This is a genomic window from Gordonia jacobaea (assembly GCF_965344965.1).
GTDB classification, from domain to species: Bacteria; Actinomycetota; Actinomycetes; order Mycobacteriales; family Mycobacteriaceae; genus Gordonia; species Gordonia jacobaea.
The window spans coordinates 889,766-913,068 of record NZ_CBDRLS010000002.1; the positions used below are offsets into that span (position 1 = coordinate 889,766).

The window sequence follows — 23,303 nt, forward strand, 5'->3', positions numbered from 1 at the left end:
AGTGGTCCGCATCCGCCCGAGGCGGGCGGGGACGGCCTGAGACGGGCGGCGACGGGATTGTCAGTACCTCGGTGAATACTGAGAGTGGAATAATAACTCGCTTGCCGACCGTTGACCGATGAGTTGTGGTTGTAGGGGGAGTCTTCATTGCACGACCACTAGGGCCGGACGATTCCTCGGCTCCCGTCCACCGGGGCCGACTCCGGTGGACCAGGTGGATAACACGAATAGACGACGAATAGCAGAGAGGCGGGTCGCATGTTCCTCATAGGCGTCATCGCGGCGAGCCTCGCCGCGGTGGCTTACGGGATGTCGACGGTGCTGCGCGCCCTCGGGGCTCGTCGTGCCGCGCAGATCGACCGTGATGAGGGCATCGAGACCACCAACGCCGCCGGGGGTCCGACGCTTCGCTCGACGGCGTCGACCTTCGTCGACCCGGCGTTCATCCTGGGAACGGTGCTGGTGACCGTCGGTTTCGCCGGCGGCGCCGTCGCGGCGCGCTACCTGCCGCTGTTCTTGTCGCAGACCATCGTCTCGGCCAACCTGGTGATCACCGCACTGCTCGGCACCATCATGCTCAACATCGCGCTGCATACACGCGACTGGATCGCCATCTGGCTCGTGGTGTTCTCGCTGTGCCTTCTCGGCATGTCGTCGTCGCATCAGACGGGTGATTCCGGCGACCACTCGTTCCACTGGCTGCTGTTCTTCGCCACCATCGTCTTGAGCGGGCTGGCGTTGCTGTCGGTGTACCGACTCGGCCGACACGGAGCGATCGCGGGTGGTGCTGCCGCAGGCCTGCTGTTCGGTGTCATCGCCATCGCGGTGCGCATCCTCGACGGCATCCACCCGTTCGACCCCGTGCGACTGCTCCTCGATCCCGCAGCATGGACCATCGCGATCGCGGGTGCCGTCGGATTCTTCGTGCAGACCGTCGCGCTGCAGCTCGGCGCTGTCAACGGCGTCACCGCAGTGCTCGTTGTCGGCGAAACGGCAGGTCCGAGCCTCATCGGCGTCATGTTCCTCGGCGATCAAGCCAAGCCGGGCCTCGGATGGCTCGCTCTGGTCGGCTTCCTCGGAGCCGTCGTCGGCGCCGTACTGGTCGCCTGGTACGGCTCCGGAGATCCCGACCACTTCGGTGAGGCACCCCCGATGAAGGGCGGGTGGCGTCGCGGACGTGAAGACGATGAGTTCGACGACTACGACGACAGCGAATTCGAGAGCGGGCAATTCGAGAGCGGGGAACTGCGCTCCGATATGACCGCTTCCGACGAGATCGACTCCTTCGGATTCGCGCCCGCCGACTTCGACGACGATGACGATGACGACGAGGGCCGCAGCAGTAATGGGAGTCGCAGCGGTAGTGAGAGTCGCAGCGTTGGTGAGGACCACAGCCGCGCCGAGGACCACGGTGTTGACGGCTCGTCGTCGAGGTCGGACATCGACTTCACCGACGCCGACCTCGACGACCGGCAGCCCTCGCGCCGCTACTCGTGCTGATCGGTGCCCTCGACCTCTAGTCCGTCTTCTCCTTGACCTTCTCCTTGACCCGCAGCGGCCCGGACGGCGGCGCGGAGGTTGCGTATGGCACCGAGTCGCCACGCGGTGACAAACCACGTGACCGTCACGAACGGCGCGATGATCAGCATCGACCACAGGTAGCTGTTGTTGGGCATGACGTCAGAGATCACCTGCGCTCGTGGCACGCCGTCGATGTCGGCGGGCAGCCACGCCTCGAGGATGTTGCGCGTGAGCTTGACCGGCGCGAACGGACCGGCGCTCGATGCGAGATAGAACGAGATCAGCACGATCACCAACGACCCGAGCCACCCGATGACTTTGACCTGCGAGCCCAGGATCTCCGCAGATGTCCTGATCGACTCGGCGGCAAAGCCCAACATCAGCACCAGGAGCAGGCACGCGACCTGCGCGGAGAGCAGTTCCTCTATCACCGAGGATTCGTCGTCGCTCGACGCCATATTCGGCAATCCGATTGCCAACGAGATCAATCCCGAAATCAACGCGACCAGCGTCACCGAGCTGGCGGCGCCCTCGATCCGGCCGAATGAGCCGCGCAGCGCACCCTCGGTCGCTGCGCTCGCCACCTTCGGACTGACGTCGTAGACGACCAGCACGACGAGTCCGGAGATCAGCGCGCTCAGCAGCCACGCAACCGTCGTAGTGCACACGGCCGCCAGCGCGAAGGAGCCGATCAGCGGTCCGAACAAGCTGTCGGCGTTCTCTGACAAACGTGTCCCGACGAGCGGCAGGACTCCGACGATCGCGATGACGAGTCCACCGGCGAGAAGTGGACCGGAGAACTCCGTTATCTCGACGGCGTCGAGGTCGGGGTCGCGACCACGGATGACCTGCCATTCGGCGGTCGTCAGTTGTCGCAGTCCACTTCCCCACCGCGTGCGGTCGCTCTCGGCGCCGGGCCGTGTGTTGCCCACGTCCAACAGGTTAAGGACTGACGGCCCGTTGTTGCGTGAGGATCGCCGCGATGTCGGCGCGGTCGGTCACGTCGAGCTTCACGCAGGCACGGTAGATGTGCCCCTCGACGGTGCGAACGGAGACCACGAGGCGCTCGGCGATCTGCTTGTTCGAGAGTCCTGCGGCCACCAGGTTGGCGATCTCCCGTTCGCGCGTGGTGAGCGGCAACGGTTGTGCCGCACGCACCAAAGCGGGTGTCCGCAGACCGCCGCACGACGCCGAGATGCGGTCGGCCATCGCCGCCGACGCGACCGTCGCCGAACGGTGTGAAGCGTTGTCGTGCAGCACACTTGCCTGCGCGGCCGAGTCGGCCGCCGAGAGCAGGTAGCCCAGCTTCTCGAAATCGGCGGCACACAGATCGAGTTCGACGCCGTCGCCGTCGGCGCTGGCCCGCGCGTGGCGTGCATAGAGGCCAACGAGCGGCCCGTCGACGACGCCGCTGAGTTCGGCGAGCCTGTCCGCCACCGTTGTATCGCCGAAACGTGCAGCGGTGTGCAGTGATTCGGCTTCGACGGCGAGCTGCCCTGCCTCACGCGCCTGCTGCGCCGCGTCATTCGCGAGGGCGATCGCGGTGGTGATCATCCCCGTGGACGCGGCCTGCCAGGCGGCAGCGACACCGAGCATCGGCCCGAACACCGCGACCTGCCTGCCGTAGTGCTCGCGTGCTCGGGCGAGCGCGACGTCGGCGTCGTCGGCCAATCCCATTGCCGACAGTGACTCGATGAGGAACAGGTAGGCCGGGAAGTTCCAGGTTGCCGAGTATTCGTCGGTGTCGAGCGTCGCGAGGGTCTGTTCGATGCGTCGTGTGACGGCGGTGCACCTACCGCGCGCGAGGTCGACAGCGGCAACGAGTTCTCCGGCCATCGCCCAACCGAGGTACTGCGCGGTGTCGGCGAAGGTGGCGTACCGCTGTGCCGCGACCTGCGCCTCGTCGAGATGGCCGGTGAGCGTCAGTGACAGTACCTCGCCGATGCCTGCCGGAAAGCGCAGCATCCCATCGGTTTTCGCCTCGGCGTCACGTGCCTGGGCAGCAAGGGGTGCGACGTCGTCGCCATGCCCCTGTAGCGCGCGGGCGAGCATGCCGCCGAACGCCGCCCACTCGACTGCCCAGGGCAGCGGAGACGACGCCGCGAGCACATCGTCGGAAAGCTCGACCGCGTGTGCGAGATCGTTCTCGAAAAGTGCACACGCCGACCCGATCGCGTCGACGATCGGCGTGAGCAAGGGTTCGGTGACGCACGCGCGCACTTCATCGAGCAACTCGTCGGCGCGTTTCGAATCGCCCATGGCCCAGAACATGTTTCCGACGCGCAGGACGCCGATGCGAGTGGCTCTGACCTCGTCGAGATCGGCGAGCCGGTACTGCGCGAGTAGCTGCTCCGCCTGATCCGGCCGGGCCTGCCACATCAACGCGCGGGCCAGCAGCTCCGCCTCATCCGGCCCACCCCCGTCGGCAATTGCCGCGCGCGCGAACCGCTCACCCATCGGAACCTGCGCAAGGTTGAGTGCGTCGCGGGCCGCCGAACCGAGCAGCGACGGGTCGATGGCGCCGACGTCGCTTTCAAGTGCCAGGTCGGCGAGTCGAATTCGCGCCGCGGGAGTGTCTTTCGGACGCGAGTCGAGTGCCCTGACGAGCGCACCGCGGAGTCGACGCGACGACGCGAGCCCGAGACCGTGCCGGATGACCTCTCCGAACAGGGGATGGTGAAAGGAGACGTTGAGGCTGCGGCCATCTCGGGCAATGCGGACGAGGCCGTCGATCTCGGCTTGTTCGACGGCCTCCTCGCTGGTGAGATCCGACAGCACATCGATGTCGAGAGGTTCGCACAGGCTCAGGTACTTCAGAGCGGCAAGGACATCGGGCTGCAGTTGTTCGACGCGGCCGGCGAGAAGCGAGGCGAGCTCGGAGGTGATCGCAGCGCGTCCGCGGAGCTGCCACACACCGTTGACCTGCCGCAGGGTGCGCGCTGCCCGTGCGCCCTCGACGAGATGTCGCAGAAACAGGGCGTTGCCGCCGGAGGCTTCCCACATACGGTCTGCGGAATGCTCCTCGAGTTGTCCGCCGAGGACGGACTCGATGAGATCGACGCTCTGCTCTTTGGTGAACGGCGACAACGTGATTCGGATGAGGTGGTTGTCTTTCCAGAGCGAGGTGACGGCGTCGGGCACGGCCTCACCGCTGCGCACGGTTGCGACGATCTGCACGGCTCGATCAATTGCGAGTTGATGGAGCAACGTCGCCGACAACTCGTCGAGGAGATGCGCGTCGTCGACGCCGATGATCGTATCGCCCTGTGCCAGAAGGCTTTCACGCGCCGCTGACAGATAGGTCACCGGGTCGCTCGACACCGCGGGACCGACGAGATGCGCGAATACCCCGAGCGGTATGGATCGAGCCGACTCGGTACCCGCGACCCAGCGGACACCCGTCTCGGTACCCGATGTGACCAGCCGCGCCAACGTCGTCTTACCGACGCCCGAATCGCCTGTCAGCACCACCCCGCACACCGAACCGCCCGGATTCAGCGCAGACTGGATCGTGCGGAATTCCTGCTCCCGCTCGATCAGTGGCCACGTGCCCTGCATGGGTTTCGAGTCTAATCCTCGACCCGCAGCTCTCCGACTCCCACGAGAAAGGGCTGTCCCCTGAACGGACTACTCAACGCGTCTGGCTCCGGGTCCGGCTACCCGGCGTCGCGTCGATTCACCAGGAGCACACCGACAGCGAAGACGATCGCGGCGAAGATCCCGAAGTAGACCAGCGAGACCCACGAATTCCAGTGGTAGCCATCGCCGGGAAAGTCGCCGTCGAGGAATCGAGAGCCGTTGCGGAACGGGAGAAATGGCCCGATTCGACGTCCGACGACCGGCAGCGCAGCGGCAACGTTCTCGAGGACCAGCATCCACACCAGAACCACCGAGACCGCACCAGCGGTCTGTCGCACGATGGCACCGACACCGATCCCGACGACGACGCACAGTGCCGCCCAGACCGCGGTACCCCAGATCTGCCTGATCACGTGTTCGCTGCCGAGGTCGAGACCAGCCGAACCGTTCACCGCCTTCACGAGCAGAACACTGCACAACGACAACGGCACGACGACGATAAACGTCAACGCGATGTACACCAATGCCTTCGCGCACAACACATTCTGGCGACGAGGGGTCGCCAGGAACGACGTACGGATGGTGCCGAAGCGGAACTCGGTGGTCACTCCGAGTACCGCCATGATCATCAAGATGACGACTCCGAAGAAATTCACCCCGATCAGATAGACCGACGCCGCGCTGCTCTGGTCGACGGATCCGTCGGTCCCGACACCATCGGGTTGGTCGGCGATCGCCCCTGCACCGCGAGTCACGAGCGCGATCAGTCCCGCGATACCGAGACCGAGTACGACGACCGCCGCAATGCACCACCACGGCGCACGGGTACTGGTCAGCTTGATCCGTTCGGACCGGACCACGCCCATCAGTGCTGCCCTCCCCGGTAGTCGATCGACTCGGCTGTGGCTGCCATGAAGACCTCTTCGAGCGACGGGGTGTCGGACACCAACTCGTGTAACCCGATTCCCGCGGCCGCCGCGACATCGCCGACCTGGTCGGTGGTGGCGTCTGGGACGGTGAGATACACCCGGCCGTCCTGTCCGGCGACCGGGGTCACCGCCAGTCCAGCGGCCTCGAGCGCCCGGTGGAGTTCCGCCGGTTGCGGGGTACGTACCCGGGCCACCGGGCGCGCCCGCGCGGTGAACTCGGAGATCGAGCAGTCGGCGATCAGCCTGCCCCGCCCGATGACGACCACGTGGTCGGCCGTCAACGACATCTCGGTGAGCAGATGGCTCGACACGAACACCGTCCTGCCCTCTGCTGCCAGCGCCCGCATGAAGTTGCGGACCCAGACGATGCCTTCCGGGTCGAGTCCGTTGACCGGTTCGTCGAAGACGAGTGTGTGCGGATCGCCGAGCAGTGCGCCCGCGAGCCCGAGTCGCTGCGACATACCGAGCGAAAATCCGCCTGCCCGTTGGTCTGCGACGGACGTCAGGCCGACCATCTCGAGCACTTCGTCGACTCTGCCGACCGGGATGTCGTTGGTCGCGGCCATCCACCGCAGATGATTGCGCGCGCTCCGGTTTGGGTGCACCCACTTGGCGTCGAGCAGCGCGCCCACCTGACGCAGTGGATGGTCGAGTTCGCGATAGAGCCGACCCCCGACAGTTGCTGTTCCCGACGTCGGCCGGTCGAGGCCGAGGATCATGCGCATCGTCGTGGATTTCCCCGCCCCGTTGGGCCCGAGGAATCCGGTCACGCGCCCCGGCGCGACGGTGAAACTCAGGTGGTCGACGGCGGTCACGCCCCCGAAGGTCTTGGTCAGATCGGCCGCGGCAAGCATTGATTCGACCATAGCAATCGAGTTCTGCGCGCTGGTGATTTCGACTCGGCTGCTCGCTGGTCGAGCCTTACCCGCTGGTCGAGCGCTATCCGCTGGTCGAGCTTGTCGAGACCACCGCTGGCCGAGCGCTATCCGCTGGTCGAGCGCTATCCGCCGGTCGAGCGCTATCCGCCGGTCGAGCGCTATCCGCCGGTCGAGCGCTATCCGCCGGTCGAGCTTGTCGAGACCACCGCTGGTGATTTCGACTCGGCTGCTCGCTACGCTCGCGGCCGGCTCAATCAGCGGAAAGGACCACCCGCCCTGGCGACGACGCCTGCGCCCAGAAGCGCGTCGGGATGCGGCCCGCCCCGGCGGCGAGGCGGCCTGCGATCACCGCGTGGCGCATCGCATTCGCCATGCGTTCCGGGTCGTCAGCGCGGGTCACGGCCGACGCGAGCAGAACCCCGTCGCAACCGAGTTCCATTGCACGCGCGGCGTCGCTCGCGGTACCGATGCCGGCGTCGAGGATGATCGGCACCTGCGCCGATTCGACGATCATCTCGATATTGTGCGGATTGGAGATCCCGAGACCGGTTCCGATCGGCGACCCGAGCGGCATCACCGCTGCGACGCCGAGGTCGGCGAGTCGTGCCGCGAGAACCGGGTCGTCGTTGGTGTAGACGAGCACCGTGAAGCCGTCGTCGACGAGTCGTCGTGCGGCGTCGACGAGTTCGATGGGGTCGGGCAGGAGCGTGCGGTCGTCGGCGACCACTTCGAGTTTCACCCACGACGTTTCGACGGCCTCGCGAGCGAGTTGTGCAGTCAACACCGCCTCCGCGGCGGTGTGGCTGCCTGCGGTATTGGGTAACACGTCGATCTTCAAGCGCCGCAGTAGATCCAGCACTCCGGTCGTCGATCCCGCATCGATCCGACGCATCGCGACGGTGGTCAGTTCGGTGCCCGAGGCGACCAGCGCGCGCTCGAGCACCGCGAGGTTCGCCGCCCCGCCGGTGCCCATGATGAGTCGGGAACCGAAGTGGCGGTCGGCAATTCGCAGTCCGCCCAGATCCTGTGTCGGCGTTTCGGTTTCTGCTGAACTCATCTCAACCACCCTGCACAGCCGTGACGACCTCGACGACGGCGTCGGACGGAACAACCGTGTCCCATCGTCCACGCGGCACGACGGCCCCGTCGACGGCGACCGCGACGCCGCCGTCGGGCAATCCGAGACGTCGGACAAGCGCGTCGACGGTCGGCTGTGCGTCCCACTCCTGACGCTCTCCGTTCACAGTGAAGCTCACCGTGCCTCCTCGTATCCGTACACGTCGTCTTCGCGACCGACTTCTTGCTGAACATCGTTGTGCTGCAGTATTTCCAGTACCCGCTGTGCGGTGTACGGCGCGAGGACGATCCCGTTGCGGCCATGTCCCACCGCAACGACCACCCGCTCGTCGATACGACGGATCAGCGGTAGTCCGTCTGCCGAACACGGCCGGTACCCCACACCGACCTCGGCGAGTGTGTAGCTCGCGAGTCCGGGCATTACCGTGAGCGCGTCGTCGAGCAGGTCGCGAACGCCCGCAACCTCTGCACCCGGCTCGTCGGATTCGTATTGTGTTGCGCCGACGACGATTCCGTCCGCGCGCGGAACCAGATACACCATCCGGCCGTCGACCCTGGCACGCACGACGTGACTCGGCGGCGGCACCGACCAGCGTGTGCGAGACAGCCGCAGGATCTCGCCCTTGGCACGATGAATGCGCGCACTCGACCAGAGCTCCGGCACACCGGCCCCTGCGGCGAGAAGTACCTGTCGACCCGCCACAGCATCGAGATCGGTGATCGTGTCGTTCCGCAGGTGCGCGCCGGCATCCCGCAGCGCACCGCGCAGCCGGGCGAGCAGCAAGCGGTTGTCGACTGCACCCTCGCCCGTCGCGAGAAATCCGCCGCGCAGTCTCGAGGTCAGCGCGCCCTCCAACTCGCGGATGTCGGCGGGGCCGATCGCTCGGATCTCACGCCCGGCACCGAGCGCGGGCGCCCACACCTTGTCGGCCAGGCGCGTGAGGTGTTCGAGATCGGTGGCGGTCGTCGCGACGAACAGCGAGTCGGCAGCCGTCGCGATCGTCTCGCCGGTGTCTTCTGCGCCGGAGCCTTCCGCGCCGGAGCCCTGAACGGACCCGTCGCCGAGACGTGCCAGCAGCGTCGGCCACTGCGCAACCGACGCCGACGTCGCGGCGAGCAGCGCTTCCTCACCCGGCAATCCCTCGCCGAGCGAACCGAGCATGCCGCCTGCGACGTGCGAGGCGCGTTGCTGTGGTCCGGCGTCGTGAACCACCACGCGCATGCCCGCGTCTGCCGCGGCAAGTGCACTGGTCAGTCCGATGACTCCGCCGCCGACGACAGCGAGGTCGGGGGTGTCGATTACAGCCGTCAACTTCTCGAGATCCTTCCTTCGCCGGCATGACCCGGATCAGGTACGACGGTCAGCGGGGGCGTCCCACACTCTCAGCCCGCCGATCCGCGGACTCCCGTGTCTTTCGAGTCCACCTTACTGCGACCCGTTTATCAGGCGGCGACCCAACCGCGCCGCAGGGCGCACGGCTACGCTGGCGATCGTGACCGCCCACCACGCACGCACCAAGCGACTGGAGTCCGCGACCCTCTATCTGTGCACCGACGCCCGGCGCGAGCACGGCGACCTTGCCGAGTTCGTCGACGCCGCGCTCGCAGGCGGCGTTGACATTGTTCAGTTGCGCGACAAGGGATCTGCGGGCGAGAAGCGCTTCGGAGCGCTCGAGGCTCGCGAGGAGTTGGAGATCCTTGCGGTGCTGCGCGAGATCACCCAGTCACGCAATGCACTGCTGTCCGTCAACGACCGCGCCGACATCGCGACGCTCGCAGGGGCAGACGTCCTGCATGTCGGCCAGGACGATCTTCCAACTGCCGCGGCGCGTCGGATCGTCGGCAAGGATGTGCTCGTCGGCAAGTCGACTCACGATGTCGATCAGGCCGCGGCCGCCGAAGCAGATGACGACGTCGACTATTTCTGTGTGGGTCCGTGCTGGCCGACGCCGACCAAACCGGGGCGTCCGGCGCCCGGTCTCGACCTGGTGCGCGCGGTCGCGGCAAGTGAATCCGCCGAGAACCCGCGCCGCCGCAAGCCGTGGTTTGCGATCGGCGGCGTCGACGCCGAACGACTCCCGCAGGTCACCGAGGCGGGTGCGCGGCGGATCGTCGTCGTGCGTGCGATCACCGCGGCGTCCGAACCGTCCGAAGCGGCGTCGCGATTGCGCGCCGGGCTCGCCTGACTCACCCCCGGGCGCTGAGCCCAGGCAAAACCCGCTTGCGTCATGTGGGGTGGGCAGCGATAAGGTGAACGTCACCATGTTGTGCGCACCGAGCCTCCTCGTACCCCGCCGCAGCGGGGTCTAGATTCGACCGACCCCCCGCTGCGGGGTCGTCGTGCGCTCGTCGGTCATCGACTCTTTGACCGAAAAGACCTTCAACGATGCACAACCTTCACTTTTCCCAGCGATGCTGTGACAGCAATGGCGCAGATCCTCTCTGGCAGCGGACCGGCCACGCACTCCCCAACGGAATCCGTCAGGAGGCAGCTGGAATGACTTGGCAGCAGTTCGTCGACGAGTACACAACCAACGGTGCGATCCGCCTCGGCTCGTGGAGCGTCGCCCCGGCACCCGGCGACATGGTCGAATGCCGAGCAACCATCGCCTACGACGACCGGATCATGTCGATGACCGCGACGGCGGCCGGGCCGGTTGGCGCGATGACCTCAATTCTTCACGACCTGGGAGTCTCGGTGCAGATCGTCCGACTGCACCAGCGTCGGCTCGACGACCGAAACGTCTCGTTCCTGCTGTGCGAACACGATCGTCGGCAGTGCTGGGCGACCGGCGACGGCGATACCACCGCCGACGCGAACATCAACGCACTCATCGCGGGGGCCAACCGACTGCTCGAAGGCAGCGACCTGCACGCCTGAGCTGTACTCGGGCCCTTGGCTCAGGTCGTCTGACTCAGGGCGTCTGGCTCAGGTCGTCGAGTCCAGCGACGCGAGGCGCTCACGAAGTTGTGGCCACGCGCTGCCGAAGGCGGGATGCAGCGGCAGCGTCGCCACATGCGCCTCGGGAACCCAACGCAGTTCGGCCGATTCTCCGTTGGCGGTCGTGATGACCGGACGCTGCGCGTCGGCGATAACCGTCGTGTAGGTCCATCCGCCGATGGTGCGGTGCGTGACCAACGCTGCCACGACCGACACGTCGCCGGGTGCGATGCCCGCTTCCTCGCCCGCTTCGCGGATCGCGGTGTCTACTGCGGTCTCGTGCGAGTCGCGTGCACCGCCGGGCAGACCCCAGGTGCCACCCTGATGCGACCACGCCGCGCGGTGTTGGAGAAGTATCCCGACCTCACCGTCGGGAAGCGGTGCCCGCAGCAGCAGCCCTGCCGCGCCGTGCAGCCCCCAGTACCTCGCACCGTCGTCGAGAACCCAACCGTCACCGTCGCCGCGCACCGCGCCTCCTGCTCGTCCCCACGCCCTGGAAATGATCTGGAAATACTCTCCGAAAGCCCCGTACCTCCAACTTAGGTGAACTCCGATCACGGTGACACTCCCTCGCCGTCACCTCCGACTCGCACCCGTCATACCCCCGCAGCCCCGGCGTCTCGGACTAGGGTGGAAACGGACTCGACGTGGCGTGCGACATACCCAGAGAGAGCAGGTAACACCCGCTACAGACCGATGCAGAGGGGAGTGAGACGGTGACCGGCGATGCATCCCCCGTGCGGGCTGTGCTGACCCGCGCAGGGCGGACCGTACGCCCGGCAACGACGTCGCCTCCGCTTCGTGAGGTACTCAGTGATCGTCGTGAATTGGTCGCGTCGGCACGTGCGGCGGCGCAATCACCGTTCTCGTCGTTGCGGCACTATTCCAAGACGACGCCGGGGAAGCTGATCCTCCTGTGCTTCGTCGTCGCGGTCACCGCACTCGGAACCGGCTGGTACGCGTCGACGACGCTGAACAACCGAACACATCAGTTGCAGACGATGATCGACCGCTCCGAGCCGCTGTCGGAAGCAGCGCAGGTTCTCTACAGCTCGCTCTCGATCGCCGACGCCGCGGCCAACTCTGCGTTCATCTCCGGCGGGCCGGAGAACCCACAACTACGTCAGCGATACTCCGATGCCCTGGCAACGGCGTCGTCGTCTCTGCTGGTGACCGCGGGCAGCGATAGCGGTCCCGGCGCGGATGCGACCGCGCAGACCAGGGCACTCAACTCCGACCTCGAGGTACTCACGACGACCATCCCGGTCTACAGCGGGCTGGTCGAGACCGCGCGTACCAACAACCGGCTGGGCAATCCTGTCGGATCGGCGTACCTCGGTCAGGCGTCGGCGCTGATGCAGGACCGGATTCTGCCCGCGGCCCAGCGGGTGTACGAGCGGCGCGCGCTCGCCATAGCCGATCCCCAGAGCGCACTGACGACTCCGCCGTGGGGTGTCTACGCCGCGCTGCTGATCTTGGCGCTCCTCCTGATCGGAACGTCGCGCTATCTGGCACGACGGACCCGACGCCGCTTCAACGTCGGGATCGTGGCGGCAATGGTCGCGATCATCGGCGGACTGATCTGGTTGCTCACGTCGGGATTGCTGTCGGTGGCGGCAACCAGTTCGGCCAAGGACGACGGCGCGACGCCGTTGCGTGAACTGACCGAGGCCCGCATCCTCACCCAGCAGGCACGCTCGGCGGAGACGCTGTCGTTGCTTCGACGCGGCGATCAGGCCGGGCTACAGGACACGTTCGAGCAGGCGACCACCCGGATCGGGATGGTGTTGGACAGCCTCGACGATTCCGACGGGTCGTCGGGATCGTTGAGCGGCGACCAGATCACGTCACTGCGCGCCGCGCTCGACCAATGGAAGAAGACCGACGCGCAGGTGCGTGACTCGATGACCTCCGGAGACTTCACCCAGGCAAGGATCATGACGGTCGGTTCGTCGCCGCAGAGCTCGGAGACCAGCTACAACGCCGTCGACTCTGCCCTGGTGAACGCGATCACGACCACGCGGTCGTCGTTTCGCGACGACATCAACACCGCACAGCGAGTACTCGGCTTCACCGGTAACGGCATCCTCGCGCTGTCGATCTTCGCGACCGTCGCGCTGATCCTCGGGATGATCCCGCGTATCCGGGAGTACCGATGAATATCCCGACTCTGAATATCCCGACTCTGAATATCCCGACTCAACTGAACGCCCCCGCTCAACACAGAACCTCGGTGAGGACCGCGATCGCGTTCGTCACGATCGCGCTCGCCACCGTGGTGCTCGCCGGGTGCGTCAGTTTTCCCGCACCCGAGTCGCCCGGGCCGAGTGCCACGGCGCAGGTACCCGAACCACTCGGGGCACAGTTCGACGTCGCCAAGGAAGCGCCACCCAACTCGTCGTCGTGTGACGCCACGCAGAGCCTGCGCCCGGCGGCGCAACAACCCGAGCCCGCCCAGATGCCGCCGGGAAGCACCATGGACGCCATTTTCCGACGCGGCAGGCTGATCGTCGGCACCGACATCGGCTCCAATCTGTTCAGTTTCCGCGATCCGATCACCGGCGACATCCAGGGATTCGACGTCGACCTCGCACATGAGATCTCCCGCGCGATCTTCAACGACCCCAACCGCATCGAGTTCCGGGTGTTGAGTTCGGGCGAACGCATGGACGCCCTGCGTAATCAAGAGGTCGACCTCGTCATCAAGACCATGAGCATCACGTGCGACCGCCTGCGTGATATCAGCTTCTCGACCCCGTATTACATTGCATCGCAACGCATTCTGTCGCTACGCGGGTCGGGGATCACCGGGCCGGAGCAGCTTGCGGACAAGAGGGTGTGTGCCGCGCGCGGGACCACGTCGATCGGCCGCATGCAGCAGATAGAACCCCGTGCGAAGATGGTGACCACCACTACCTGGGCCGATTGCCTCGTCATGCTGCAGCAGTCGCAGGTCGACGCCGTGACCACCGACGACGCGGTTCTGGCCGGCCTGGCGACTCAGGATCCGTGGGCGCAGGTCGTCGGCCCGAGCCTCGGTCAGGAGAGCTACGGAGTCGGCATACCCGTTGGACACGACGACATGGTGCGATTCGTCAACGGCACGATCGCCGAGATGCGCGCGTCCGGCAGATGGCAGGCGATGTACGACAAGTGGCTGTCCATCCTCGGCCCCGGGTACGGACCGCCCCAACCCACGTACCGCGATTGAGGCGACGCGACATGCCACGAAGTGACAAGCACAGCGCAACGCCGGCCGCGGAGGTCGAGCGTGACGCCACGACCGACGCCACCAACGGCAGCGCTGACCGGGCTGCCGATCTCGACGTCGGAACCCAGCGCGCCGACCTCCCCGACCTCGACGTCGGGACCCAGCGTGCCGACCTGGCAGCACTCGACGTCGGGACCCAGCGGGCCGATTTCGCAGCGACGCAGGCGACACCGAGCATGGGGATGCGCGACGAGTCGACCGGCCCGGTCACCTCCGCGCGCGCCCTTGATCCCAACGAAGCGCTGGTCTCGGTCGGGCAGACGCGCAGACTCGTGCCGCGGCGACGGCCACGCGTACACGACCGTCGACTCGGGTCGGGACTGGTCGAACTGCCCAAGGTCACCGATACCGAGCCGCAGGATGCTGTGCTCGATTCTCCGGTCATCGCCGAGGGCAAGCGCAATTGCTGGCGCTGCGGACGTCCCGTCGGCCGCTCGTCCGGAGCCGGTGCAGGGGAACTGACCGGAGAGTGTCCCCACTGCGGTGCGCGCTACTCGTTCGTTCCGGGACTCGCGAAGGGCACGCTCGTCGCGGGCCAGTACGAGATCGCCGGGGCCATCGCCCACGGTGGACTCGGCTGGATCTACCTCGCGATCGACCGCAACGTCTCCGACCGACCCGTCGTCCTCAAGGGCTTGCTCAACTCGTCTGACTCCGAGGCGCAGCAGGTCGCACTGGCCGAGCGACAGTTCCTCGCTTCGGTGAACCACCCCGGCATCGTCAAGATCTACAACTTCGTCGAGCACGTCACCGACTTCGGCGAGCGGTTCGGCTACATCGTGATGGAGTACATCGGCGGCCGGACGCTCAAGCAGATCACCGGCGAGGGCGACGAGGGCGACGCGGACGGCTCCGACCATCTGCTGACCGTCGAGCAGGCCATCGCGTACATGCTCGAGGTGCTTCCCGCCGTCGGGTATCTGCATTCGGTCGGATTGGTCTACAACGACGTCAAACCCGACAACATCATGGTCGGCAGCGACGAGGTAAAGCTCATCGACCTCGGCGCCGTCTCGCCGGTCAACGGCTACGGACATCTCTACGGGACACCGGGTTTCCAGGCCCCGGAGATCGTGCAGACCGGACCACAGGTCGTCACGGACATCTACAGCATCGGACGCACCCTGGCGGCGCTGACCGTCGAGATGCCGATGAAGGACGGCCGGTACGTCGACGGTCTCCCCGATCCCGACGACACCCCCGTGTTCCGCGACAACCCGTCGTTCTACAAGCTCCTGCAACGTGCGACGGCGCCCGATCCCGACGACCGCTTCTCCTCTGCGGAGGAGATGACGACGCAGTTGCTCAACGTGCTGCGTGAGACCGTCGCCGTGCACACGGGTGTGCCACGGCCGTCGCTGTCGACGGTGTTCACGCCGCAGCGCTCGACATTCGGCACCGAGTTGATGCTCGCCCCCGTCGATGGCTTCTTCGATCCCGACCTCGCAGCCTTCTACGATCCCGTCGACATGGCACGCGCACTGCCGGTCCCCCTCGTCGATCCCACCGATCCCGCTGCAGGACTACTCAATTCGGCAGCACTGAGCGATCCGAGGCAGACGCTCGATTCCATTCACGCGGCGCGGGCGGAGGGATTCCGCTCGCTGCTCGGACAACCGACGTCTGCGGCGCATCCGTCACTGGAGATCGATCTCGCCGAGGCGCGGGCGCACCTCGAACTCGACGACGTCGACACAGCGCTCGAACTGCTGCGTGATGTGTCTGTGCAACATGGTGATTCGTGGCGCGTGCAGTGGTACATGGGAATCTGCTCGCTGATGAACGACGAGCCGGAACTGGCGTACGGCTGGTTCGATGCAGTGCTGCAGGCGATGCCGGGCGAGGTCGCCCCGAAGCTCGCGGTCGCGGGTACGGCCGAGCTCATCGGGCGCTGGCTCTCGGACGAGAACGAACCGTCCGAGGGCTCCATGGACCGCATCACCGACATGTATCACGTTGCGGCGCAGAACTATCACGACTTGTGGCTCACCGACCACAGCATCGTCACGGCAGCGTTCGGCATGGCACGCCTTGCCGTCGCCCGCGGTGATTACGACGCCGCGATCGAGCCCCTCGACGAGGTACCCGCGACGAGCCGCCATTTCAACACCGCTCGCGCGACGGCGGTCATCGCCCTCGTCCACGGACGAGACCCGTCGCAGTTGCGCAAGGATCAGCTCGTCGAGGCCGCCAAGCGGATGGAGGCCATGCCCGACAGCGAGCCCCGCAAGCAGCGCCTGAAACTGATCGTCCTCGGCACCGCGCTCGGCTGGGTGCACGGCCATCCCGACGAGGCGGGAGAACCCGCACTGCTCTTGGGGTTTCCGTTCACCGAAGAGGGTCTGCGCACCGGAACCGAGAAGTCGCTGCGCTACCTCGCACGGCAGACGCGCACCAACCGCGACCACCGGTTCCTACTCGTCGACCTCGCGAACTACGTGCGGCCCTGGTCGCTGTTCTGAGCTGTCGCTGTTCTGAGCTGTCCCTGTTTGAGCGAGCAGCCCTATTCGGGCTGCTCCCCGCGGGCCACGGCTGCGGCCTGGCGTGCGATGGCCAGTTCTTCGTTGGTCGGCACCACGAGCACGTCGATGGCGCTCGAGTCGGCCGAGATGCGTCGAGCCTGCTTGCCGCGCACGGAGTTTCGCTCGTCGTCGATGACGATCCCGTAGGTCTCCAGACCAGCCAGCGCGTCGCGGCGCACGTTGTCGGCGTTTTCGCCGACACCCGCGGTGAAGGTGATCGCGTCGACCTTGCCCAATTCGATCATGTACGCCCCGATGTAGCGGCGCAGGCGGTGGATGTAGACCTTGTACGCACGCTTGGCGTTCTCGTCGCCGCTGTCCATCCGCGAGGCGATGGTGCGAAAGTCGTTGTCGCCGCACAAACCCTTGAGTCCGGAGTTCTTGTTGAGCAGGGTGTCGAGCTGATCGTTGGAGAGCTTGGCGACGCGGCTCAGGTGCAGCAGTACGCCGGGGTCGATGTCGCCGCTTCGGGTGCCCATCACCAAACCTTCAAGGGGCGTCATGCCCATGCTGGTGTCGATCGGTTCGCCGTGTGCGATCGCCGACGCCGACGCACCGTTGCCCAGATGCAGCACGATCTGGTTCAGATCCGCGTAGTCGCGGCCGAGGAAATCCGCGGCCTTACCCGAGACGTACTGATGACTCGTGCCGTGAAAACCGTAGCGCCGCACCGCATGCAGGTGTGCCACACCGCGGTCGATGGCATAGGTCGCGGCCTCGTCGGGCAGATCGTGGAAGAACGCGGTGTCGAACACGGCGACCGACGGGACGTCGGGAAGCTTCTTGCGCGCCACCTCGATACCAGCGAGGTTCGCCTTGTTGTGCAGGGGTGCGAGGGTTGAGATCCGCGAGATCTCCGATACCACCTCGTCGGTGACTAGCGTCGGATGAAAGAAGCTGCGCCCGCCGTGCACGACGCGATGTCCGACGGCGCTCAATCCCGCTGTCGCCAGGTCGGTTCCCGACTGCGCGAACATCTCCGACGCGGCGTCGAGTGCAGCCGAGATGTCGTGGAGCGGCTCGGTGCGCGTCGACTTCTCGCCGTTCTGCTCGTGGGTGATCGACGACTCGTCCTCACCGATTCGCTCGGCTATCCCCTCGGCGATCACCTCTGCCGTATCCGGATGCAGTAGTTGATATTTCAACGACGACGACCCGGCGTTGAGGACCAGCACGGCACCCTCGGTGGATGTACTCATCGGCCTGACTCCTGTGCGTCGATGTTCTGAGCCTGGATGGCGGTGATGGCGACGGTGTTGACGATGTCGGAGACCAGCGCGCCGCGGGAGAGGTCGTTGATGGGGCGTCGAAGTCCCTGCAGCACAGGGCCGATCGCGACAGCACCCGCACTGCGCTGCACGGCCTTGTAGGTGTTGTTACCGGTGTTGAGGTCGGGGAAGATCAGTACCGTCGCGCGACCGGCGACCTCGGAGTCGGGCATCTTTGTCGCAGCGACGCTCGGTTCCACCGCGGCGTCGTACTGGATGGGACCCTCGACGGAGAGCTCCGGAGCCCGTTCCTGGACGAGATCGGTTGCGACGCGCACCTTGTCGACGTCGGCGCCGGTTCCCGAGCGGCCCGTCGAGTACGAGAGCATCGCGACCCGCGGGGAGATACCGAACGCGGATGCCGTTGCGGCCGAGGAGATCGCGATGTCGGCGAGCTCTGTGGCGGTCGGATCGGGGACAATGGCACAGTCGCCGTAGGTGAGCACCTTGTCGGGTAGGCACATGAAGAACACGCTCGACACCGTCGAGACCCCGGGGACCGTCTTGATGATCTCGAACGCCGGTCGGATCGTGTGCGCGGTGGTATGCGCTGCGCCGGAGACCATTCCGTCGGCGCGTCCCGTGTGCACGAGCATCGTGCCGAAGTACGAGACGTCGCGCATCCGCTCCTGGGCGTGTTCGAAATCCATTCCCTTGTGCTTGCGGAGTTCTGCGTAGATGCGCGCGAATTCGTCTGTCAGCTCGGAGTTCGCCGGATCGATGAGTTCGACGCCGTCGAGGTCGACCCCGAGCTCGTTCGCACGGGCGGTCACCGATTCCGGGTCGCCGAGGATGATCAGCTCCACGACTCCGCGACGCAGCAATTGTCCTGCGGCACGTAGGATTCGGTCGTCGCTGCCCTCGGGAAGCACGATGCGCTTGAGATCCGACCGCGCACGGGTGATCAACCCGTACTCGAACATCTGCGGGGTGACGACCTCCGACGGCTTGACGTCGAGCACCTTGATCAGCTCCTCGGGCTCCACGTACTGCTCCATGAGTCCGAGCGCCGCGTCGATCTTGCGTGCCGACCCGATCGCGATACGTCCGCGGGTGTCGGCGGCGATGCGTGCGGTGTCGTAGGTGCCCTGTTCACAGGTGATGACCGGAAGCTTGGACTTCAGTCCGCTGACGAGGGCGTCGATCATCGGATGCGGTTTGAGACCGCCGTTGAGGATGATGCCGGTGAGTCGCGGAAAGCCTTGTGCGGCATTTGCATTCACCAACGAGAGCAGCACGTCGGAGCGATCGGCTGGGGTGATCACCACCATGCCCTCGGTGAGTCGCTCGAGGATGTGCTCCGCGGTCATGCCGCCGACCATCACCCGTAGCGCCTCGCGGTCGAGGAGTTCCGGGTCGCCGCTGTACATCTCGGCGCCCAACGACTTCTTGAGCTCGGCCATCGTCGGTGCGAACAGCACGGGCAGTTCTGGCAGGCACCAGCACGGGACATCGAGTTTGGCCAGAGCGGCGCCGATCTCGTCGATGTGCTCGGGATCGCAGCGGTTCGCGACTATGGCCGCAGTGGTCGCATGCATCGCTGCGATCTCGGTGCGCAGGTGCTCGGCGAGGTCGCGTATCTCGGTGGGTGTTCGGTCGAGTGCCTTGAGCGCCAAGATGATCGGGGCCGAGAGGTTGGCCGCGATGCGCGCGTTGTACGTGAGTTCCGACGGGTTACCGACGTCGGTGTAGTCCGAACCGACGATGACGACGGCGTCGCACTGTGATTCGACGGCGTGGAAGCGCGCGACGATGTCGGCGATGGAGCCGCTCGGGTCTGCGTGTACCTGGTCGTACGTGACGCCGATGGCGTCGTCGTAGCTGATGTCCGCCGAGGTGTGTTCGAGCAGGAGTTCGAGGAGGTAGTCACGCTCATTGTGTGCGGCCCGCGAGATGGGCCGGAACACGCCGACCCTGCCTCCGGTTGCCGTCAGCAGCGACAGCACACCGAGCGCCACCGCCGATTTTCCGGTCTCCGCTTCCGCGGACACGATATAGATCTTCGTTGCGCTCACAGCGTCGGGCGACATAGTGGTCAGCGTAGTTGGTGCTCCGACTGCGCGTCGCGGGTGAGGTGGCCCCGGTCAGGTCACGATTGCCCGAACGATCAGGTCGGCGATCTGCTCATCGGTGAGGCTGCTGTCGGGAATCAGCATCAGCGAGTAGATGGTCCGGACCATGAACTCGGCGGCGCCACGCGCATCGGGGAACAGTTCGGCCTGCACCTGCGGTGCGACGTCGGGCAGCGTGGCATCGACGATCTTCTCGATCAGGTCGGGTCCGTCGTCGTCGTTGGTCGCGACCAGCGCGCGCACGATCTCCTCGGGCTCCTGACGGAGGACATACTGCAGCGCCTCGTGCTCGCGGATGTGGGGCAGCACGCCGAGCACCTGTGCCCGCACCTTGCCCGCGGCGTCGGGTGCGGTGTCGGACCATTCGCGTAGTTTCACCCGCAGGAGCGCGATCTCGCGGTCGAGCATGGCAGCGACGAGAGCGTCACGTCCGCCGAACATGCGGTAGGCCGTCGCTCGAGCCACCCCCGCGTGACGGGCCACGGACGTCAGGCTGAGTGCCTTCGCACCGAAACGCGACACCAGCGCGACGCCCACATCCACAAGACGATCCGATTCCATGCTTGAGAAGTTAGCGAATCGGGCAGACGTCGGCGCAGGGTACCGGTCACTTTCGCTGCACGGCGCAGTGCGCGAGGTGGCACGTGACCTCATGCCCTAGGCTCGGCGCCCATGGAGATTCGCGACGCGCGCGCAGGCGACGTCCCCGGCATCACGCCCATCTACAACGACGCCGTCGAGAACACCACCGCCATCTGGAACGAACAGATCGTCGACGACGCGAACCGGCTCACGTGGTTGACGCAGCGCCAGGAGGCTGGTTTCCCGGTGCTCGTCGCGGTCGAGGACTCGTCGGCGGATGGGTCGGTCGTCGGCTACGCGACGTACGGGCCGTGGCGTCCGCACGACGGCTACCGGCACACCGTCGAACATTCGGTGTACGTGCGTTCCGACCAGCGCGGAAAGGGTACCGGGCAGGCGCTGATGCACGCACTGATCGACCGCGCACGCAGCGAGGGATTCCATGTGATGGTCGCTGCGATCGACGCCGCCAACGAGGGGTCGATCCGCATTCACGAGCGGCTCGGCTTCACGCGCGTCGGGCTGCTGCCGCAGGTCGGAACGAAGTTCGGCTCATGGCTTGACCTCGCACTTCTCCAGCTCACTCTCGACGGGCCTGCTCTGGACGGGCCTGCTCTGGATGACGGGGCCGCTCGCGACGCGCACGGCTGAGGCGCGCGCCCTGCGCCGCGGAAGGCGGATCAACCCGCGCGTCATCGCCACGCCCGCGAGGCAGAGGACACCTCCGACGATCCGCAGCGGCGTCGGCACCTCGCTGAGGACCAGCCACGACAGCACGATCACCAGAGCGGGCACGACGAGTGACGTCGCCGCCAGTGCACCTGCACTCGTACGCGAGAGCGCATACGCCCAGGTTGTGAAGGCTATGGCGGTTGGGCCGACGCCGAGGAAGATCATCGCGGCAATGTCGGAGGCAGGTGCCGCGGCAACCTCCCGCGCGGCGGCGGGAGCGAACGGCACCGTCGCGAGCACACCGGCCATGACTCCCCAGAACGTCGCCGAGAGGGCGTCGATGTGGCTGAGCGCCACCTTCTGCACGAGCACGCCCGTGGCATAGAGCACCGCGGCCGCCACTCCGAGCGCGATACCGAGCCAGTCCGCATGCGGCCCCGAGCCGCCGGCCGTGATCAGCACGACGCCTGCGAATGCCACCCCGATGCCGACGAGCAGTCGGCGTGAGAATCCCTCACCGAGGAACAGCCCGGCGAACACCGCGACAAGGATCGGTGCGAAGTTGACGAGAAGTGCCGCAGTGCCGGCGTCGAGATGCTGCTCGGCCCAGTTGAGCGTCACGGTGTAGAGCGCGAACCACGCGACGCCGTACACGAGGACCAGCACCAGTCCCCGGCCGCGCGGGAGCGGCGGCAGTCCGCGCCCGAGCCCGTTGCGGCGTCGCATCACCACCACGATCGGCACGAGGGCGACCAGGGCGGTCGCCAGTCGGCCGAATGCCAGCGCACCGGGCGAGAACGACTCGCCCGCCGACCGGATGGCGATGAAGGCCGACGCCCACAGGATCACGGTGACCGTGGCTGCGATGGCGGCAAGGTCGGGGGTTCGACGCGTCATGCCTTTCATGATCTGCCCGAGAATAATTCAGCACAAGTTCATATTTCTTCACGACTCTTGAGTACGGCTGTATATTCAAGGGCATGATCGATCCACATCGTCTGAGAGTGTTCCGAGCTGTCGTCGCGGAGGGCTCCGTCGGCGGCGCGGCGTCGGCTCTCGGCTACACCCCGTCTGCGGTGAGCCAGCATCTGGCGACGCTGCAGCGCGAGACAGGACTCACGCTTGTCGAGCGCGATGGTCGCGGGATCGTCGCGACCGAAGCGGGTCGAACGTTGGCGGCCGAGTCCGAGGGCATCTTCGACCACTTCGCGCGGCTCGAGGGGCTCGTCGCCGATTTGCGGCAGGGCCGGGCGGGCACGCTGCGTGTCACCTACTTCGGGTCCGCCGGGGCGGCGTGGATGCCGACGGTCGTGGCGCAGATCCGGCGCGAATTCCCCGCGCTGCGGCTCGACCTTCGACTCCTCGAGATCACCGATCCCCTCGTCGCGCCACCGGATGTGGAGATCGGCATCGACGACCCGACGCCCGTGATCGGCAGTTCGTCGTCGAACGATTTCGAAGTCATGCCACTCGTCTCGGATGCCTACCACGTGGTGGTCACACCCGACTCCCCTTTTGCGACAAGGGATCACGTGTTGCTGCGCGAGCTTGCCGACGAGGTCTGGATCGACAACGACATCGCGCGCGGCCCCTGCCGCGCAGCGCTGCTGCGCGCCTGCACCGCAGCGGGTTTCAGCCCGTGCTTCGGCGTGGAGACGCACGACTACCTGACCGCGATCAACTTCGTCGCCGCCGGGGTCGGGCTCACCGTGGTGCCCGCGCTGGCGCTCGTCGACGTTCCGGACTCGGTCCGCGTGGTGCCGATCGCCGAACCGACTCCGCGCCGGGCGATTTCGATTCGACGCCGCCACACGATCCGCGAGCACCGCGCCGCCGACCGCGTCGTCGAACTGGTGCGGGAGCAGGCGCGCCGGACGCACGGCGCGCTGGTCGGGGTGTGAGGCGCGGCCCCGGGGCGCAGAAAAGTACACGCCCTGGGCCGTTGACGTGTACCGGTACAGGTCAACGGCCCAGGGCGCGTAGGTTTCTGC

20 protein-coding genes are annotated in these 23,303 nt (G+C 66.4%); 8 read left to right on the plus strand and 12 right to left on the minus strand.

Annotation, left to right across the window (positions count from 1 at the left end):
* The first annotated feature begins 258 nt into the window (after window positions 1–258).
* A complete protein-coding gene (locus ACRVY7_RS10175; protein ID WP_431816962.1) occupies window positions 259–1,500 on the plus strand; it encodes an EamA/RhaT family transporter in 1,242 nt (413 codons plus the stop codon).
* Here ACRVY7_RS10175 and ACRVY7_RS10180 read toward each other — a convergent pair.
* The 7 genes from ACRVY7_RS10180 to ACRVY7_RS10210 form a co-directional block, all read right to left on the minus strand.
* Window positions 1,488–2,453, minus strand: coding sequence for a hypothetical protein (locus ACRVY7_RS10180; protein WP_431816963.1), 966 nt, complete (start codon window positions 2,451–2,453; stop codon window positions 1,488–1,490). The genes ACRVY7_RS10175 and ACRVY7_RS10180 overlap by 13 nt on opposite strands.
* Before the next feature lie 10 nt (window positions 2,454–2,463).
* Entirely contained in the window at window positions 2,464–5,079 is a 2,616-nt protein-coding gene (locus ACRVY7_RS10185; RefSeq protein ID WP_431816964.1) for a helix-turn-helix transcriptional regulator, read from the minus strand.
* A gap of 98 nt (window positions 5,080–5,177) precedes the next feature.
* Window positions 5,178–5,966 carry an ABC-2 transporter permease gene (locus tag ACRVY7_RS10190; RefSeq protein ID WP_431816965.1) on the minus strand — a complete coding sequence of 263 codons (789 nt, stop codon included), beginning with the start codon at window positions 5,964–5,966 and terminating at the stop codon, window positions 5,178–5,180.
* Window positions 5,966–6,883, minus strand: coding sequence for an ABC transporter ATP-binding protein (locus tag ACRVY7_RS10195; protein ID WP_064866243.1), 918 nt, complete (start codon window positions 6,881–6,883; stop codon window positions 5,966–5,968). Before ACRVY7_RS10195 ends, ACRVY7_RS10190 begins: the two co-directional genes overlap by 1 nt.
* A 274-nt stretch (window positions 6,884–7,157) precedes the next feature.
* Window positions 7,158–7,964: a thiazole synthase gene (locus ACRVY7_RS10200; RefSeq protein ID WP_431816966.1), complete on the minus strand. Its 807-nt coding sequence runs from the start codon at window positions 7,962–7,964 to the stop codon at window positions 7,158–7,160.
* A gap of 1 nt (window position 7,965) precedes the next feature.
* On the minus strand, window positions 7,966–8,163 hold the full coding sequence (gene thiS, locus ACRVY7_RS10205) for a sulfur carrier protein ThiS (RefSeq protein ID WP_431816967.1): 198 nt from the start codon (window positions 8,161–8,163) through the stop codon (window positions 7,966–7,968).
* The gene (locus tag ACRVY7_RS10210; protein ID WP_431816968.1) at window positions 8,160–9,296 is read right to left on the minus strand and encodes an FAD-dependent oxidoreductase; all 1,137 of its coding nucleotides are present in this window, start codon (window positions 9,294–9,296) and stop codon (window positions 8,160–8,162) included. The genes thiS and ACRVY7_RS10210 overlap by 4 nt, the downstream gene beginning before the upstream one ends.
* Window positions 9,297–9,477: 181 nt before the next feature.
* Here ACRVY7_RS10210 and thiE point away from each other — a divergent pair, with 181 nt between their 5' ends.
* A complete protein-coding gene (thiE, locus tag ACRVY7_RS10215; RefSeq protein WP_431816969.1) occupies window positions 9,478–10,170 on the plus strand; it encodes a thiamine phosphate synthase in 693 nt (230 codons plus the stop codon).
* Window positions 10,171–10,481: 311 nt separating this feature from the next.
* A complete protein-coding gene (locus tag ACRVY7_RS10220) occupies window positions 10,482–10,865 on the plus strand; it encodes a hypothetical protein (RefSeq protein ID WP_049700395.1) in 384 nt (127 codons plus the stop codon).
* A 48-nt stretch (window positions 10,866–10,913) separates the two neighbouring features.
* Here ACRVY7_RS10220 and ACRVY7_RS10225 read toward each other — a convergent pair whose 3' ends face one another.
* Window positions 10,914–11,393 carry an NUDIX hydrolase gene (locus ACRVY7_RS10225; protein ID WP_049700394.1) on the minus strand — a complete coding sequence of 160 codons (480 nt, stop codon included), beginning with the start codon at window positions 11,391–11,393 and terminating at the stop codon, window positions 10,914–10,916.
* A 248-nt stretch (window positions 11,394–11,641) separates the two neighbouring features.
* Here ACRVY7_RS10225 and ACRVY7_RS10230 point away from each other — a divergent pair, with 248 nt between their 5' ends.
* From ACRVY7_RS10230 to ACRVY7_RS10240, 3 genes are read left to right on the plus strand one after another with little or no spacing between them, the layout of a single operon-like run.
* Entirely contained in the window at window positions 11,642–13,084 is a 1,443-nt protein-coding gene (locus tag ACRVY7_RS10230; protein WP_064866150.1) for a GlnX family signal transduction membrane protein, read from the plus strand.
* On the plus strand, window positions 13,081–14,136 hold the full coding sequence (locus ACRVY7_RS10235; protein ID WP_431816970.1) for a glutamate ABC transporter substrate-binding protein: 1,056 nt from the start codon (window positions 13,081–13,083) through the stop codon (window positions 14,134–14,136). The genes ACRVY7_RS10230 and ACRVY7_RS10235 overlap by 4 nt, the downstream gene beginning before the upstream one ends.
* Window positions 14,137–14,147: 11 nt before the next feature.
* The gene (locus tag ACRVY7_RS10240; RefSeq protein WP_431816971.1) at window positions 14,148–16,658 is read left to right on the plus strand and encodes a serine/threonine-protein kinase; all 2,511 of its coding nucleotides are present in this window, start codon (window positions 14,148–14,150) and stop codon (window positions 16,656–16,658) included.
* Between the two features lie 41 nt (window positions 16,659–16,699).
* Here ACRVY7_RS10240 and ACRVY7_RS10245 read toward each other — a convergent pair whose 3' ends face one another.
* From ACRVY7_RS10245 to ACRVY7_RS10255, 3 genes are read right to left on the minus strand one after another with little or no spacing between them, the layout of a single operon-like run.
* Window positions 16,700–17,917: an acetate kinase gene (locus ACRVY7_RS10245; RefSeq protein WP_431816972.1), complete on the minus strand. Its 1,218-nt coding sequence runs from the start codon at window positions 17,915–17,917 to the stop codon at window positions 16,700–16,702.
* Window positions 17,914–20,016, minus strand: coding sequence for a phosphate acetyltransferase (pta, locus tag ACRVY7_RS10250; RefSeq protein ID WP_431816973.1), 2,103 nt, complete (start codon window positions 20,014–20,016; stop codon window positions 17,914–17,916). The genes ACRVY7_RS10245 and pta overlap by 4 nt, the downstream gene beginning before the upstream one ends.
* A gap of 54 nt (window positions 20,017–20,070) precedes the next feature.
* Window positions 20,071–20,619, minus strand: a complete 549-nt coding sequence (locus ACRVY7_RS10255; RefSeq protein ID WP_049700388.1) for a TetR/AcrR family transcriptional regulator — start codon at window positions 20,617–20,619, stop codon at window positions 20,071–20,073.
* A 111-nt stretch (window positions 20,620–20,730) separates the two neighbouring features.
* On the opposite strand from ACRVY7_RS10255, the gene ACRVY7_RS10260 reads away from it, so the two are divergent.
* Complete coding sequence (locus tag ACRVY7_RS10260; RefSeq protein ID WP_431816974.1) at window positions 20,731–21,291, plus strand: GNAT family N-acetyltransferase; 561 nt, start codon at window positions 20,731–20,733, stop codon at window positions 21,289–21,291.
* Here the strand turns inward: ACRVY7_RS10260 and ACRVY7_RS10265 are convergent.
* A complete protein-coding gene (locus tag ACRVY7_RS10265; RefSeq protein ID WP_431816975.1) occupies window positions 21,193–22,218 on the minus strand; it encodes a DMT family transporter in 1,026 nt (341 codons plus the stop codon). The two genes, ACRVY7_RS10260 and ACRVY7_RS10265, sit on opposite strands and share 99 nt — an antisense overlap.
* A 74-nt stretch (window positions 22,219–22,292) precedes the next feature.
* Here ACRVY7_RS10265 and ACRVY7_RS10270 point away from each other — a divergent pair, with 74 nt between their 5' ends.
* The gene (locus ACRVY7_RS10270; protein ID WP_431816976.1) at window positions 22,293–23,213 is read left to right on the plus strand and encodes a LysR family transcriptional regulator; all 921 of its coding nucleotides are present in this window, start codon (window positions 22,293–22,295) and stop codon (window positions 23,211–23,213) included.
* Window positions 23,214–23,303: the final 90 nt, after the last annotated feature.